General features: G+C 58.2%; 8 protein-coding genes and 4 pseudogenes. 2 read left to right on the forward strand and 10 right to left on the reverse strand.

From position 1 onward, the window contains the following. Window positions 1–99 precede the first annotated feature (99 nt). From NKK51_RS30085 to NKK51_RS30115, 7 genes and pseudogenes are all read right to left on the reverse strand, one after another. A pseudogene (locus NKK51_RS30085) lies at window positions 100–645 on the reverse strand (IS110 family transposase); the annotation flags it as partial. A gap of 130 nt (window positions 646–775) precedes the next feature. After that, window positions 776–2,059, reverse strand: coding sequence for an NAD(P)/FAD-dependent oxidoreductase (locus NKK51_RS30090; RefSeq protein WP_352555864.1), 1,284 nt, complete (start codon window positions 2,057–2,059; stop codon window positions 776–778). 104 nt (window positions 2,060–2,163) lie between these two features. After that, a complete protein-coding gene (locus NKK51_RS30095) occupies window positions 2,164–3,360 on the reverse strand; it encodes a M20 metallopeptidase family protein (protein ID WP_352555833.1) in 1,197 nt (398 codons plus the stop codon). Then, complete coding sequence (locus NKK51_RS30100) at window positions 3,347–4,525, reverse strand: M24 family metallopeptidase (protein WP_352555835.1); 1,179 nt, start codon at window positions 4,523–4,525, stop codon at window positions 3,347–3,349. The genes NKK51_RS30095 and NKK51_RS30100 overlap by 14 nt, the downstream gene beginning before the upstream one ends. 177 nt (window positions 4,526–4,702) lie before the next feature. Next, on the reverse strand, window positions 4,703–5,893 hold the full coding sequence (locus tag NKK51_RS30105) for a GlxA family transcriptional regulator (protein WP_352555837.1): 1,191 nt from the start codon (window positions 5,891–5,893) through the stop codon (window positions 4,703–4,705). 184 nt (window positions 5,894–6,077) lie between these two features. Beyond that, window positions 6,078–7,481, reverse strand: a complete 1,404-nt coding sequence (locus NKK51_RS30110; protein WP_352555839.1) for an aspartate aminotransferase family protein — start codon at window positions 7,479–7,481, stop codon at window positions 6,078–6,080. A 12-nt stretch (window positions 7,482–7,493) separates the two neighbouring features. Further along, complete coding sequence (locus NKK51_RS30115; protein ID WP_352555840.1) at window positions 7,494–8,972, reverse strand: NAD-dependent succinate-semialdehyde dehydrogenase; 1,479 nt, start codon at window positions 8,970–8,972, stop codon at window positions 7,494–7,496. Between the two features lie 748 nt (window positions 8,973–9,720). On the opposite strand from NKK51_RS30115, the gene NKK51_RS30120 reads away from it, so the two are divergent. Beyond that, window positions 9,721–12,195, forward strand: coding sequence for a GcvT family protein (locus tag NKK51_RS30120; RefSeq protein ID WP_352555842.1), 2,475 nt, complete (start codon window positions 9,721–9,723; stop codon window positions 12,193–12,195). Window positions 12,196–12,315: 120 nt separating this feature from the next. Here the strand turns inward: NKK51_RS30120 and NKK51_RS30125 are convergent. Continuing rightward, window positions 12,316–13,505, reverse strand: a pseudogene (locus NKK51_RS30125) (IS3 family transposase). A gap of 496 nt (window positions 13,506–14,001) precedes the next feature. Between NKK51_RS30125 and NKK51_RS30130 the strand changes: the two are divergent. Beyond that, window positions 14,002–14,250 (forward strand): annotated as a pseudogene (locus NKK51_RS30130) (IS5/IS1182 family transposase); the annotation flags it as partial. A 149-nt stretch (window positions 14,251–14,399) separates the two neighbouring features. Here NKK51_RS30130 and NKK51_RS32460 read toward each other — a convergent pair. Then, window positions 14,400–14,712, reverse strand: a pseudogene (locus tag NKK51_RS32460) (transposase); the annotation flags it as partial. Between the two features lie 40 nt (window positions 14,713–14,752). Next, a complete protein-coding gene (locus NKK51_RS30140; RefSeq protein WP_352555866.1) occupies window positions 14,753–15,235 on the reverse strand; it encodes an Lrp/AsnC family transcriptional regulator in 483 nt (160 codons plus the stop codon). Between the last annotated feature and the right edge of the window lie 224 nt (window positions 15,236–15,459).

The raw sequence follows: 15,459 nt of genomic DNA on the forward strand, positions 1-15,459 counted from the left end.
CTCTCCGTGCGTGAGGATCGGCTCGGCCCATCCGAGCAACCCTCGTCTTTAATCGCACGAAAGGGCGGCCCACCGTTCTCCGCCTCGGAACATGACGTCTAGCAGGCGCTGGATATTATACTCGAACTTGCCGCCTTTGCTTAGGGGAACGACCAGCCCAACGTCTTCATGAGCCCGCGGATCTGGTTTGAGAGTTCGGTGGTGATCCTTACCAGCCTGGTCCGCGCGGCCACCAGCGTGCGGATCAGCATGCTGTCATAGCCCTTTACCCCTACCTCGCGATAGAAGCCGACCTCGGCCAGATGCGCCAAGCCATCGGCATCGTTGGCGTCCGTTTTGTTCGGCGCCATGTCGAGCGCGGTCTTGGCATGCCGGGCGTCGATGCAGATCGCCGGAAGCCCTTCCGCGCGCAATGCGTGATAGAACCACACCGACAAAGGACCGGTCTCGAACACCACCCGCTCTGCCCCTGCCGCCCGCTTGCGGACGACTTCCGCCACCAGGCTCGGATCGGAGGGGCATTTGCCGCGCCAGATCCGCTTGCCGCCACGCCGCACAGAAATCGCCGTCTCTTTCCAACGACACGTCGAGACCGATATATTCACACTGGTTGTTCTCCGTTGGATGCTTGGGCCCGGCATCCAGTCGTGAATGGCTGGCGGGTGCTCTTCACCAGAACAACCGACCTCGTCCAGAAGCTTCGGCCCGGGGGCGAGGATCGGTCCAGAAGGGGGCTAAAGATTGCAAGCGCGCGCAAGGCCACAACCGTGTCGTTTCAGAACCGAGCGTCGACGAAGTGTGCCAGTTGGGCACCCACCTCATAGTAGTTTTCCTTGAGCGCGCGGAAAGCCGGGGTTTCCGGGATAGTGACGGGAAGTGGCAGATCCGCGTCTCCGACATTCCCGAGAATATGGTCGGCCAGCACACGCCCAAAGACCGTGGCTGGCGAAATGCCACGGCCATTATAGCCGCAGATGCTGACTACATTCGATGCGAAGCGGTGAAAACGAGGCAGATGGTTACTTGTTGTTCCAATCATGCCATACCACTCGGCTTCGAATTCAACTGCACCGATCTGCGGAAAGAGCTTGCGAATGGCACGCGTAGCCCATGCTCGGTGGATCCTGGCACCCGTACCCCCGAGCGCACCGATACTGCCAAAAACCAACCGTCCCTCTTGGTCCAGTCGAAACGAACTCAAGATCTTCTTCGTATCCCAGCAGCCCTCGCGGTTGGGGAGAACCGACTTCTGTAGTTTGTCTGAAAGCGGCCGGGTTGCCACATTGAAATAAGGAAGATGTATCTGCTCATGCCTAAGCTCTTGCCAGGGCGCTTTAGTGTAAGCGTCCGTTGCTACTACGATCCAGTCGGCCTCGACCGATCCGCTCGCTGTGCGCACCGTCCACTTACCGTTTGATCGCCCGGTCCCGGTGACCCGACTTGAACTATATACCTTGGCTCCTGCAGAGACAGCAGCGCGTGCAAGTCCTCGCACATAACCGAGTGGCTGGATAGTTCCCGCGCGCAGGTCGAGAAGTGAGCCGGAATAGGCTGTTGTACCAATACGTGCCGACGTCTCCTCTGCATTGAGGAGCTTCACGGGCGCGCCCCGTTTCTGCCACTGCCGCTCACGTTCCCGGAGCTCATTTAGTCCCGCTTCCCCGACAGCGCAATGAAGCGTACCGTTCCTCACTGCCTGGCAGTCTATGGCATGCTTGTCGATCAGAGACCAAACTTCGGCAGGCCCATTACCGAGAAGGTGGAGCACCTGTTCACCGAAAGGTGCCCCTAGACTAGATTTCACATCGTCCGGCTTCATCCAGAGGCCGGCATTGACTAAGCCAGCATTGCGCCCCGAGGCGCCAAAGCCAATCTCCATTGCCTCAAGCACGCTTACCTTTACACCGGCTTGCGCCAGGTGCAATGCCGTCGAAAGTCCTGTGTATCCGCCGCCAACTACGACTACATCTTGCTTATGGGCGTATTGGAGAACGCTTGTATGTGGAGCCTTTGGCGCGGTTCGCTCCCAGAGTCCATGGGAACGACTGTTATTCAGCATGATCATCCTTTCATACTCCCGTTCACACGGCAAAACGCTGGGTGATGGCAATTTGTGGTTCGTCGCGGAGCGATGCGCGAGGGAGCATTGGGTCGTCCAACCCACTAGTTCGGCGGCATCAAGAAATTTCGCGCGGAGTCACAGAGGATGACAGCCCCTATCGACAGTGCCCGTTCATCGACCCGAAATCGCGGATGGTGAAGCGGATAGACCGCGCCAAGCTCCTCATTGCGGATGCCCAGCCGGAAATAGACCGAAGGACACTTCTCGCTGTAAAAGGCGAAATCATCGGCGGCCGTCCAACCCGGCGCGCTCAGCATATTGTCCTGCCCCAAAAGGCCGGCACCGGTTCGGCGGATGATCTCTACCATGTCCGGGTCGTTGATGACCGGTGGTTCGCCACGCCTCAGGTCCACCTCGGCACTGGCGTTGTGGCTTGAAGCCACGCCTTCTACAATCTGACGCAGCCTCTTCCAAGCATGCTGGCGGGTCGCTTCATGCCCGCTGCGGATCGTGCCCTTCAGCTTGGCCTCGGCGGCGATCACATTGTAGGCGCCGCCGCCTTCGATGCCAGTGATGGAGACGACCAGCGGGTCATACGGATCGATCTCGCGGGACACGATCTTCTGCAGCTCCGTCACTATCGAGCAGGCGACGGCGATGGCGTCGACGCCTTCGAACGGTTTTGCGGCGTGCGCGGAATTGCCGGTGACCGTGATGTCGAAAATATCGCACGCAAGCGTATACGGCCCCGCGCCGACCGCGATCATTCCGGTCGCGGTATAAGGATCGACATGGATGCCGATTGCCGCGTCGACGTCGTCCAGCAGCCCTTCTTCGACGACCCGGCGGCCGCCGAGCGGCTCAGCCTCCTCGGCAGGCTGGAAGATAATGCGAACGGTGCCGCTGAACGATTGCTTCTGGCGCTCCAGGAGAACGCTGGCGGCGTAGCCCATTGCGGCGTGAGCGTCATGGCCGCAGGCATGCATGACGCCCTTGCGCTCGGAGCTGAACGGCACGCCCGACGTTTCCATGATCGGCAGCGCGTCGATATCGGCGCGGATGACGACCTTGCGGTTCGACGGGCCGGCCGTGCCGACCACGTCGACGGCCAGGCCAAAACCGGCCACGGGCCTGATCCCGCTCAGTCCAGCGTCCTCCAGCGCCTCTCTCAGATAGGCCTGCGTCTCGCGCTCTTCGTTCGAGAGCTCCGGGTTGCGGTGAAGATGGCGCCGGACCTCCAACAACCGCTGCTCTAGCTTAGCGTCCATCAATCCGTTGCCGGCTTCAGCGTTTGACATGGATCTCTCGCGGGAACTGGGTCAGCGTTTCACAGCCGGTGGCGGTGACGAGGATCGTTTCGCTCACTTCGATCCCCCAGCCGTCCATCCACATGCCGAGGATGGAATGAAGCACGTTGCCCGGCTTCAGGATTGTCTTGTCGCCCTGGCGCAGGCTGATCGTGTGTTCGCCCCAGTCCGGCGGATAGGCGGCGCCGATCGAATAGCCGATGCGGGACTCCTTCTTCAGGCCGTAGCGCTGGATAACTCTCCGCCAGCTCGCCTCGACGTCTTCCGCCACGACGCCAGGCCCAATCGTCTCAAGCACGGCCTCCATGCCCTCGAGCACGGCCTTGCCAGTGTCGCCGACCTTCGCAGGCATGGCGCCGAGCTGAAGCGTCCTCGCCAGACCGGCGGCGTAGCGGCGAACGACACCGGCAAGTTCGAGCGCGACGGTTTCGTTGTCGCCAAAGCGGCGGTCGCTCCACATAATATGCGGCGCTGAGGCATTTTCGCCACCCAGTATGGTCGGCGGCACCGCGGTGATGTCGCCAGCGAAATCAGGCGAGCCGGCTATTTGGGCGGCCTGAATTTTCGCGATGGCGTCGCATTCGCGCACGCCCGGTGCAATGACGTCATAGGCCGCGCTAACCGCCGCCTCGGCAAGGCGAGAGGCCTTGCGGAGGTAGTCGATCTCGGCGTCCGATTTGACGCTGCGGATCCAGTTCACCAGAAGGTCGGCGTCTTGAAAGATCGCATTGGGCAGGCCCCTGGTCAGCCGCGCATGCGCCTTTGGGGAATAGTAGTAGGCCTCGAGCTCAATACCGATATTGCCGCGTCCCCAGCCCTTCTTCGTGATCCAATCGGCAATCCAGTCCATTGGATGGCGGTCGGCGCGCTGGACATGATCTTCCGGGAAGCCGACGACGTTTTCGGGCTTCATCCACGCCGTCAGCAGCCCGCCCGCTGCATCCATGGCGCGGCCGATCCAGACCGGCTCCTCGTCGGCGAGCGGCACCAGCACCATTTGCGGCGTATAGAACGACCAGCCGTCATAGCCGGTGATATAGTGCTGGTTGGCGACGTCGTTGACGATCAGCAGATCGAGGTTGCGGCGCGCCATTTCCGCGCGAATGGCGGAAAGCCTGTTCCGGTATTCGTGCGGGGGGAAAGGCAATGGGATCATATCGAGATCATCTTCCCTATCATTGGAGTGTTTATCTAGCGTCAGTGTTGGCAAGCAGGCGGGCTGAGCCGATTTGCGGCTAAAATCTACAAGAGCTCGCCGAACCCGCACCTCTTCGAATGCCCTTCGCTCGTTTGGTACGCTTAAGCATTGATCAAAAGCGCACCGTAGCCGACCTCAAGGCCAACACAGCTCGCGGCTAGTGGCAATTGGGCACCCTTTCGCTACGTCCCCACGATCGACTTGGAGGGCTCTATTTTCATGCGGACGGTTCAACCGCATTTTTTTTCGTTGGTAGACTGGTAATCGTGATTGATGCGGCGCGCATCCGTAAGCCTCGCGGTATGCTTTCGAGAAGTGCGATGCAGAGACAAAGCCGCAAGCCATCGCAATTTCAACAACCGGCAGACGCGAGCTGATGAGAAGCAGGTGCGCGCGTTCCAGACGAAGATCCAAGTAATAGCGGCTCGGAGCACATCCCAGTTCCCGCCTAAACAGCCGCTCGATTTGACGCCGCGATAGGCCGGCTGACCCCGCAATTTCGTCCAGTAGCAATGGCTCCGTGAGGTTTGATTCCATCTGGTCGATTACCTTGATGACCGCTTGGTGATTGAGTTGCACTCGAGAATGACGGGGTAGACGTTGGCGGTCGCCCGCTGCACGGATCCTGCACGCGATAGCTTTTTCGCAAATACGGTTGACGGCTGTCGTCCCATGATGCTGATTAACCATGCCGAGAAACATGTCAAAGGGGGCGTCGCCCCCGGCACAAGTGTGTAAGTGCCCGTCCTGTTCGAACGTGGTTTGAGCGGCTAGCACACTTGGGAACCGCTCAGAGAACATAGGAAATTGCTCCCAGTGAACCGCGCAACGCCGCCCTTCTGCAAGACCCGCTCGAGCAAGCACAATCGTACCACTACCTATCCCTATAAGGCTCCCGCGGCGGTTCCGACACTCTCGTAGCCAGGCATCAAGCTGTTTGTGCGGACTAGGAGCATTGCGGCTGCCGACAACCACAACAGCCGGTGCTGAGATCGATCGACGAGCTCTTTCACGCTCGATTAATAACGAAGAATCGGCGCAAACCAACAACCCGCAACTCGAGGCCGCAGGTTGCCCGTCATCCGAAATGACCTGCCAGCTATACACGTCCCGCCCCAACACCTCATTGGCGAGCCTCAGCGCTTCTACTGCCGACGAGAAGGCCTGGAGCGAAAAGGCCGGCAGGAGGTAAAAGTAAAAATTTCGGCATGTGGACTGCAAGTCTAGCATCCCGGCTGGTTCCTTTCCCGTATTCGACAGCATTCTAGCGATAGCCTGCCGGCCCGAGGCGATCGCCTCGGGATCCGAGCTAGGCTCTGCTCTCATGCCTGGGCGCTTTCGGCGCAGCCCCGTTGCGGTCGGGCCCGATTATTCTCCGATAAGCCTCACTTGATCTGCCCAATCACGTTGTCACCGGTAAAGGCTCCGTAGAGGGGCCCAAGCTGCGCCTGTTGAACGATCGGGCAGACCTTCAGGGCATCTCGCCACCGCCAATTCGGCTGCCGCCCGTCTAGATGCTAACCCCGTCCCGCGTAAGCTCATCCATGACGAAGCGCACTGCGCTTTCGGCGATTGCAACAATCTCTTCCGTCTCACCCTTGGTGGTAACGAGCGGTGGGGCAAAGCCAAGGATATCGCCATGTGGCATGGCGCGGGCGATCAGACCGCGGTCGCGCGCTGCCTTGGAGATGCGCGCACCAACCTTGAGGGTCGGATCAAAACGCTTCCTGTTGTCTCGATCGGCCACAAACTCGATTGCGCCCATAAGGCCAACGCCGCGCACTTCGCCGACAATCGGCAACTGCGCGAATTTCTCCTTTAGCTGCGCTTGGAAGAATGCACCAACGTCGCGAGCATTCCCCGGAAGGTCTTCTTTCTCGACGATGTCCAGAACTGCGTTGGCCGCGGCAGCCCCGATCGGGTGACCTGAATAGGTGTAACCGTGCGAGAATGCGCCGACTTTGTCCGCCCCGTCCTCCAGAACCTTGTAGACCTTTTCACCGACGATTGCAGCGGAAAGTGGGAAATAGGCCGAAGTCAGACCCTTTGCGATCGTGATGAGGTCTGGCTCGATGCCATAGTGCTGCGAGCCGAACATGGAGCCAGTCCGGCCGAAGCCGGTTATGACTTCATCTGCAACGAGCAGCACATCGTGCTTCTTGAGCACGGCCTGGATTGCTTCCCAGTAGCCCTCCGGCGGAGGCGTGATGCCGCCGGTGCCGAGCACCGGCTCGCCGATGAAGGCGCCAACATTGTCCGGGCCTAGGCGTTCGATCAGCTGATCAAGTTCCTCGGCGCGGCGCACTGAAAATTCGCGTTCGGACTCGCCTGGGTTTGCGCCCCAGTAGTGATGAGGAACACCAGTGTGAACGATCTGCGGGAGCGGGAGGTCCATGTGGTCATGGTAGAAGCTCATGCCCGTCATCGAGCCGGAGACGACGCTGCAACCGTGATAGCCGCGTTCACGCGAGATGATCTTCTTCTTATTCGGTTTGCCGCGAAGATTATTATAATACCAGACAAGCTTGGCCTGGGTCTCGTTGGCGTCCGAGCCGGACATGCCGTAGAACACTTTGCTCATCTTGCCAGGCGCCATCTTCACGAGGCGATCGGAGAGGATCGCGAGCTCGTCCGTCGTGTGCGCCGCATAGGAGTGATAATAAGCTAGGCGATAGGCCTGACGCGAGATTGCTTCTGCCACTTCGGTGCGGCCATAGCCAACGTTGACGCAGTAGAGGCCGGCAAAACCATCGATAAATTTGTTGCCGTGCGCGTCCTGAATGCGAATGCCCTTGCCCGCCTCGACGATGATCGGATCGCCTAGTTTTCCGGCGGCAAAGTCCTTGAGCTGCGTGAAAGGATGTAGAACAGCGTTTCTATCCCTCTCGCTGATATCCCTGATGTTGATAGTCATAGCGCTTTCCTTTCAGGCTGCGATGTTGCCGATGCACACGTATTTGGGTTCGAGATATTCGGCGAGACCGTGTCTTGAGCCCTCGCGGCCGAGTCCGGATTGCTTCCATCCGCCGAAGGGTATGGGAGCGCCAGTAAATTTCGGGGTGTTGACGGCAACCATGCCGTACTCCAGTTGATCGGTCAGCCGCAGGGCGCGGTTGAGGTCCCGCGTATAGACATACGCCGCAAGACCCATTTCCGAGTTGTTGGCTCGGGCGAGCATTTCCGCCTCGTCGTCGAAAACCAAGATTGCCGCCACCGGACCGAAAGTTTCTTCCTTGGCAATCAGCATGTCGTCCGTGACGTCGGCGAGAACAGTTGGGGTGACGAAATTGCCCCCGAGCGGACTGTCCTGTCCGCCAACAACGATGCGGGCACCGGCACAAAGAGCTTCGGAAACCTGTCGCCTGCACTTTTCGGCGACAGATGGTTTGGCCATTGGGCCAATGTTGACACCAAGCTCGAATCCGTGCCCGACTTTCAGTTTACTGGTGGCCTTCGCGAATTCTTCCACAAAGCGCAGATAGCTTCCCCGCTGGACATAGATCCTATTGGCTGCCAGGCAGTCCTGACCGGATGTGGCGAATTTGGCTGCCATGCATCCAGCCACGGCAGTCTCCAACGGTGCGTCATCGAAAATGATAAAAGGAGCATTGCCGCCAAGTTCAAGTGAAGCCTTCTTGAGGGTTTTTGCCGATTGCTCGAGCAGCATACGACCGACCTCGGTCGAGCCCGTGAAGGAGAATGCCCGCACATCGCTATGATCCAACAGCTGTTTTGAAAGCAGGGGAGCCTCTCCCGTGATCACTTGAAACACGCCGGCTGGCACTCCTGCCTCCTCGGCAAGACGGGCCAGCGCCAGAGCTGACAAGGGCGTTTCCGGGGCGGGCTTGACGATCATGGTACAGCCTGCAGCTAGCGCGGCGCCAGCTTTTCTTGTGATCATTGCCGACGGGAAATTCCATGGCGTGATTGCGACGGTCACTCCAATCGGCTGCATCCGCACGGCCAACTGACTTCCGGCAAGATGGCTCGGAATGGTCTCGCCATATGCCCGCTCGCCCTCCGCTGCAAACCAGTCAAGAAAGCTAGCGGCATATGAAATTTCACCCCGCGCCTCGGCCAAGGGTTTGCCTTGCTCGGCGGTCATGATCGCGGCAAGGTCTTCCGCATTCTCACGCATCCCAGCGGCCCATTTCTGCAGGTGTGCGCCCCGTTCCGCAGGAAGTACATCGCGCCATCGCAGAAATGCGGTTTTCGCAAAGTTGACTGCGTTGTCCACGTCAGACGTGTCACAGGCTGCCACCAGAGCGAGTTCCTCGTCAGTAGCCGGGTCCAGCACCGAGAGTGTCTCAGCCCTGGAGAGCCAAGCGCCCCCCACATAGGCGCATTTTTGCAGAAGGTCCTGCCGTTTGAGCCCCCTTAGTGCGGCGGTTGCTGAACCTTTCATGTGTAACTCCGTCAGTTTTCGATTTTACATCAAACTAACCGCGCGAGTGGGTCGGTTGGCGGCGCAATTCCAGGCCATCAAGGCGTTCTGCTGCGAACAACGGGCATTTTTCTGCGGATTTATCCATCTTATCTTTGTCTGTCGTGCCACGACCACCCACCAAGGAACGCTTTCAATAAGCCTCACGCCACGGAACGTGAATTAGTACCAGCTGGTTATCAGCCCTTGGGGCGGCGCTGGCCGGCTGCAGGGATGTTCCGCGTTTGTCTCCGGAGCACAGCGGGGGACGCGGATGTGCCTCCCGCTTGTTTCGGACAAGTGCGAGGTGCGGCGTCGCGCCGATATCTCCGCGAGTTCAGGAGATCACGAAGATGGCGCGTTGTGGCTGGGCAAGTCGTCAATACGTCGGCGCCGGGCTTTAGGTTCTCCGTCGGTCCCTTGAAAACGAACACTGAAAATGCTGCGAAGGAGCGCAGAAGCAGAAGGATGCGGTTCACAACACCGGCGTGTACCCTGGAGCGTTTGCTTATTGCCGGAGGCAGCGTAACAACGGCGAGTAAGCCGACAAATATGCAGAATAACTGCGTAGTCGTCTCACAACGAGCACGATCTCGACGAGCCTCCTCCTTTAACCTGTCACAAACGAATATTATTGCCTCGCCGGCGCGGCCGCGTCGGGCGGAGGATCAATGCCCAAACCATCGGAATACCTTGGCGCGACCCCTGCCAAATTCGAACAAGGATGCATATGATCACCAACTCGCCCCTTCGCCCTCGGGAGCTACCCAATCGCAGTTACGAGATTCTCATCTTAGGTGGAGGAATCGCGGGTTTGAGTGTCGCGTATCACCTCGCAAAAAACGGTAAAAAGGATGTCGCGCTTTTAGAGCGAAACACGCTTACATCTGGCACCACGTGGCATGCCGCTGGCTTGATCATGCAAACGCGCGGTACTCACGCGCTCACGGAGATTGCGAAGTACAACGCGGAACTCTACTCCGCTCTGGAGTCCGAAACCGGACAAGCGACGGGGTTCAAGCAAAATGGCACGCTTGGGGTCGCTAGAACCAAAGAGCGCCTCTATGAAACTGCACGCAATGCATCAATTGCTAAGAGTTTTGGGCTTGAGGCCCACATGATTTCGCCGAGCGAGGCTAAGCGGCTATATCCGGCCCTCAATCCGTCTATCATCGAAGGTGCAGTGTTTATCCCTGGAGACGGCCAAACCAATCCAGTCGACACATGCATGGCTTTAGCAATTGGCGCCAAGCAAAACGGCGTGAAGATCTTCGAGAATTCTGATGTTAACGACCTTTGGCAGACTTCAGAAGGTTGCTATCAGATCCGAACTAATGAAGGTGTCGTTGAAGCTGAAATTCTCGTACTCGCGTGTGGGCTTTGGACCCGCGATCTTGCATCCAAGCTAGGTGCGCGGGTCCCCTTGTACGCCGCAGAGCACTTCTATGTAGTGACCGAACCTATGGATTTTGTGACGCCGACCTTGCCTGTGCTGCGCGACACGGACGGCCACGTCTATTTGAAAGAAGACACAAGAAAGCTTCTTGTGGGCGCCTTCGAGCCGTGGGGGAAGCCGCTTCCGATGGAAAAGCTTCCGAAAGGAACAGCCTTCATCGAGCTCCGCGAAGATTGGGACCACTTTGAATTGCCGATGACCAAGGCAATAGAGATTGTTCCTGAGCTCGCGAACGCAGGCATCGCCAAGTTTTTCAACGGCCCTGAAAGTTTCACTCCAGATCTTCTGTTTATGATAGGTGAAGTGCCCGGACTGAAAAATCTCTACGTTTCATCTGGGTACAACTCGGAAGGTATTGAGTACGGTGCTGGAGCGGGGCGAGCTCTGGCGGAATGGATCATTGCTGGCGAGCCCCAGATGGATACCAGCTTCATCGATGTCGCGCGGTTTCATCCCTTCCAGATCAATAAAAGATACTTGCACGATCGTACAGTCGAAGTGGTGGGTCTTCACTACAAGATGCACTGGCCGGCTTACCAGCCGGAGACCTCCCGTGGCGTTAGGAAAAGTGCACTTCATGATCGATGGGCTAAGCTTGGAGCCAGCTTTGGTGAAGGCATGGGTTGGGAGCGTCCGCTGTGGTTCGCGGGGGAGGGGGAATCGACGAAAAACCTCTACTCCTACGATGAGCCGAACTGGTTCAAGTATACGAGTCAAGAGTGTAAGGCCGCTCGTAACGAGGCCATCCTGTTAGACCAAAGCTCATTCGGCAAGCATCTAGTGCAAGGTGGTGATGCGTGTCGTTTCCTTCAGTGGCTTTGCGCGGGCAATGTGGATGTGCCCATTGGAAAGCTCGTCTACACACATATGCTCAATCAAAAAGGTGGAATCGAGACAGACATTACAGTAAATCGGTTGTCACAGACAGAGTTTCTGATTATCTCCTCCGCGACCGTTCATCCTCGGGATAAGGCTTGGATTACAAAACACGTTAGGGATGACTGGAATGTTACGGTCACTGATGTCACGTCCGCTTATGCAGTCCTATCATTGCAAGGACCTAAATCCCGGGAGATTCTGTCCCAAGTTACCGATACAGATTTGGCAAATTCAGCGTTCCCATTCGCTACAAGTCAGGAAATCGATGTCGGGTATGCTCGCGTAATAGCCAACAGGCTGACTTATGTCGGGGAGCTTGGTTGGGAGCTGCATATTCCGACCGAGATGGCTCAGCACGTGTTTGATGTTGTTTGGGAGGCCGGCCAAGCCTTTGGCCTAAAGGCTGCAGGATACCACGCGCTTGAACATCTACGATCCGAACGCGCTTACCGAGAATACCAGCTGGATCTTACACCCGTCGACACGTTGCTCGAGGCCGGCTTAGGATTTACAGTTGATTGGAATAAAGAAGGTGGATTTATTGGGTGGGACGCGTTAACCTGTCAAAGAAATTCCGGCCCACTAAAGAAAAGGCTGGTATCGTTCAAGGTTCGCGATCCGAAACCCGTTTTATTTCATGAAGAACTTATCCGCTGCGACGGGGAGATCGTCGGCTATATTTCGTCCGGCGTGAAGAGCTTCACAATTGGAACTTCAATAGCAATGGGATATGTAAACCATCCCGCCGGTGTCACTAAGGATTTAATCGAAAACAGTCGATGGGAAATCGAGATCGCCGGTAAACTCTACGAAGCCGACGCGTCACTCCGCGCGTTTTTCGACCCAAATGGAGATCGAGCTAAGCAATAATGTTGCGCCGCTGCAGAGGAGAGGGAAAGTAGCTCTTCCGTGGTTGTGATGAAACCAGGTCAGCTAACACGCCCGAGCCTTCAAGCGTCCGATCTATGCCGGTGACCTTGCCCCCAGTTTCTATCCAGTTTTGAGTTCGTTTCCGGCGTGGGTTGTGCCCTGCTGGGCGGGTGAAGCGACGGGCGCTGTCGCGGAGCCTTTGGCATAGCGCAGCGCGAGCGACCGTCGCGGATTGAAAGTGCTGGCGAACTCGGCCGGTGTCTGCTAGGCGATTTGGGAGTGCGGCCGTGCGGTGTTGTAGTCGGCGCGCCACAGGGCGATGGCTACGCGCGCCTGAGCCAGCGAGGTAAACAGCGTCTCGTTGAGCAGTTCATCGCGCAGTCGGCCGTTGAAGCTCTCGATGAAGCCATTCTGCATCGGCTTGCCGGGCGCAATGTAATGCCATTCGACGCGGTTCTGATCCGCCCAGGAGAGGATGGCGTTCGAGGTGAATTCGCTGCCATTGTCGCTGACGATCATCCTCGGCCGGCCGCGCTCGGTAATGAGCCGGTCCAATTCGCGGGCAACCCGCATGCCCGAGAGAGACGTACCAACGATGAGTGCCAGGCACTCTCTCGTGCAGTCGTCGACGACGGCCATGATCCGGAAGCGGCGCCCGTCGGTGAGTTGGTCCGATACGAAGTCGAGCGACCAGCGCTCGTCGGGCCTCAGCGGCACCAGCATCGGCGCCCTGGTCCCGATCGCCCGTTTGCGGCCGCCACGGCGGCGAACGGCGAGCTTCTCCTCCCGATAGAGCCGGAACAGCTTCTTGTGGTTCACGATCAGGCCCTCCCGCCTCAGCATCACGAGAAGACGCCGGTAGCCGAGCCGGCGACGCTCCTGCGCGATCGCCTTCATCCGCTCGCGAACCTCGCGGTCGTCCGGCCTGCTGGTCTCGTAGCGAACCGTCATGCGGCAACAGCCGATGGCTTTACACGCCCGCCGTTCGCTCATCCCGAAGCCTTCCTTCAGGCGAGCGACAGCTTTCCGCTTGGCCGCGGGCGTCACCATTTCTTTCCCACAAGATCCTTCAACGCGGCATTGTCGAGCATGGCGTCGGCCAGAAGCCGCTTTAGCCGCGTGTTCTCGTCCTCCAGCGCCTTCAGTCGCCGAGCCTCGGAGATATCCATGCCGCCGAAGCGGGCCTTCCAGTTGTAGATCGAGGCGTCGCTGACCCCGTGCTTGCGGCACAGATCGGCAACCGATACCCCGGCCTCGTGTTCCTTCAAAATTCCGATGATCTGCTCTTCAGAGAAGCGGCTACGTTTCATCTCCTGGTCCTCTCGATGGGCCAGAACGAACTTCAAACCGGATTAGATCAGAGGGGCAAGGTCACCGGCAGTGTGCCCGCCGCCGCCTTCTAGGCCACCTCCCAAAGCAACGCGGCTGCCGTCGAGTTCGTCTCGGCGGCAGCCGGCCCAAGGCTTCCAGCTTCGTCGCAAGCAAGCTCTCCGAGACCGGCTGCAAAGTCATCATCTCGGGCAACCGCGCGTTGGGCACAATCCCCAAGCAAGCCTCGTCGGCCCCGGGCGGACCTTACCGTAGTCTTGCGGGATCGCGAGCGGGTCCGCCCCGACCGCTTAAGCCAAGTGGACACCTCGAAAAACCGGAAATCGAGGACGCATTTTGATTCACTTCGTCTGGTGATTTGCACGGAGGGGTTGAATGCGAGGGCAGGCTGGGTTCTGGGACATTGACGAGCGCTCTGTCCGGCTGAGCGAGGCCGGCGATCCACTGGAGAAGTTGAACGGGGTGGTCAAGAACGGCTACGTCTCCGACATTCATCACAAGAAACCGAAAGGCCGGCCGATGAGCGAGGCGATGGCACTGGCCGATGGCCGGCGCTCAAAGATCCGCGCTTTCGTCGAGCACGTCTTTGCGCAGCAGAACTCCCGCATGGGCCTGTTTGTCCGCACGATCGGCATCGCCCGCGCCCGCACCAAGATCGGCATGGCCAACCTCGCCTACAATCTCACCCGCTTCGTTTGGCACCAAGGGCGAACTCCCCCCGCATGACGGCGAGAGCGGCGGAAAACGTCGCCGCGATGCCGAAATCGGCAACCAGCATCAGCCCCAACGATAATCCAGCCACCGCCGCGCTTCAGGCTGTTCGCAATCTCATTGCCGCACCACCCACCTCTGGAAATGCCGGTGGTTCGAGATGTCCAAGTGCGGAGGCTGTCGGCATCATAGGCTTTGTCGGCCAAGAGCCTTTTTGGGCCTTGGCCACCATGTCGATCAAGGGAATGGCTATGGTGATGTCGGTCGATGTGCCAGGCGTTAACGCGAAGGCTACCGGTCTGCCTCGGTCATCGGCCAAAGCATGGATTTTGCTTGTTCTTCCACCACGGCGACCAATCGCTTCCGAGAACGCCCTCTTTTTGAGCCTGCCGCAGAGCGATGCGCCTTGACGTGACTGCGATCGATGGCAAGCTCATTGGGAACAGGTCCGGCAGCGGCCATCTTGGCCGGAAGGCGAGTGAATGATTGCAGAGGGAGCTCATGCGCAATCCGGTGATCACGGCGCGGATTCCGAAGCCTCTTCGACAGGTACGGCGAATCCGGCTTTGACACGGTCCATAATCACCATCGTCTTTACCCCCTTGATATCAGGGTTCTCATAGAAAAATCGGCGGGTGAACTGCTCGTAATCCTCCATGCTCCGCGCAGTCACGTAGAGAACGAAATCGGCATCTCCGGTGACATAGAAACCGCTGACGACCTCGGGTGACGATTTAATAACCCTCTTAAATCTGTCAATAATGTCAGCGCGCTCTCGCTCGAGGCTGACTAAAACAAGCATTTGAACTAGTCTGCCAACCGCCTTCGGTGACACGATCGAGACGTCAGCTTCGATTATGCCTTCAGCCCGCAGCCTCTTCAAGCGCCGTTGACAGGCAGTAGCAGACAAGCCAGCCATTTCACCGACAACTTCAGATGTCAGCCGATTGTTTTTTTGCATTATCTCAAGAATACGAGCATCAATTCGATCATACCGCATATCACCCCCAGCGATCAGCCGTTTTCGCCACAATATCCATGGTTTGTTCAAGGAGAGCGCCCATCAGCAGTCGGGGGCTACGACATCGTAGCACTATCTCGAACAGACTGGCGATTCAAGCCAAAATGAACTGGATCGGTTGAGCCTCAATGTGCGTACACGCCCAACCTGCTCTGTAAGCGCCGTGCTCGTCTGAACATGGGGCTTTGACGGGTTCAAGTCTC

The organism is Mesorhizobium sp. M0011 (assembly GCF_040324155.1).
Classification (GTDB): Bacteria; Pseudomonadota; Alphaproteobacteria; order Rhizobiales; family Rhizobiaceae; genus Mesorhizobium.

What these genes read in the sequence shown, in the direction of transcription:
- NKK51_RS30140 (WP_352555866.1), bottom strand. Translation starts at nt 15,235, where the DNA reads ATGCGGTATGATCGAATTGATGCTCGTATTCTTGAGATAATGCAAAAA.
- NKK51_RS30095 (WP_352555833.1), bottom strand. Translation starts at nt 3,360, where the DNA reads ATGTCAAACGCTGAAGCCGGCAACGGATTGATGGACGCTAAGCTAGAG.
- NKK51_RS30105 (WP_352555837.1), bottom strand. Translation starts at nt 5,893, where the DNA reads ATGAGAGCAGAGCCTAGCTCGGATCCCGAGGCGATCGCCTCGGGCCGG.
- NKK51_RS30120 (WP_352555842.1), top strand. Translation starts at nt 9,721, where the DNA reads ATGATCACCAACTCGCCCCTTCGCCCTCGGGAGCTACCCAATCGCAGT.
- NKK51_RS30110 (WP_352555839.1), bottom strand. Translation starts at nt 7,481, where the DNA reads ATGACTATCAACATCAGGGATATCAGCGAGAGGGATAGAAACGCTGTT.
- NKK51_RS30090 (WP_352555864.1), bottom strand. Translation starts at nt 2,059, where the DNA reads ATGCTGAATAACAGTCGTTCCCATGGACTCTGGGAGCGAACCGCGCCA.
- NKK51_RS30115 (WP_352555840.1), bottom strand. Translation starts at nt 8,972, where the DNA reads ATGAAAGGTTCAGCAACCGCCGCACTAAGGGGGCTCAAACGGCAGGAC.
- NKK51_RS30100 (WP_352555835.1), bottom strand. Translation starts at nt 4,525, where the DNA reads ATGATCCCATTGCCTTTCCCCCCGCACGAATACCGGAACAGGCTTTCC.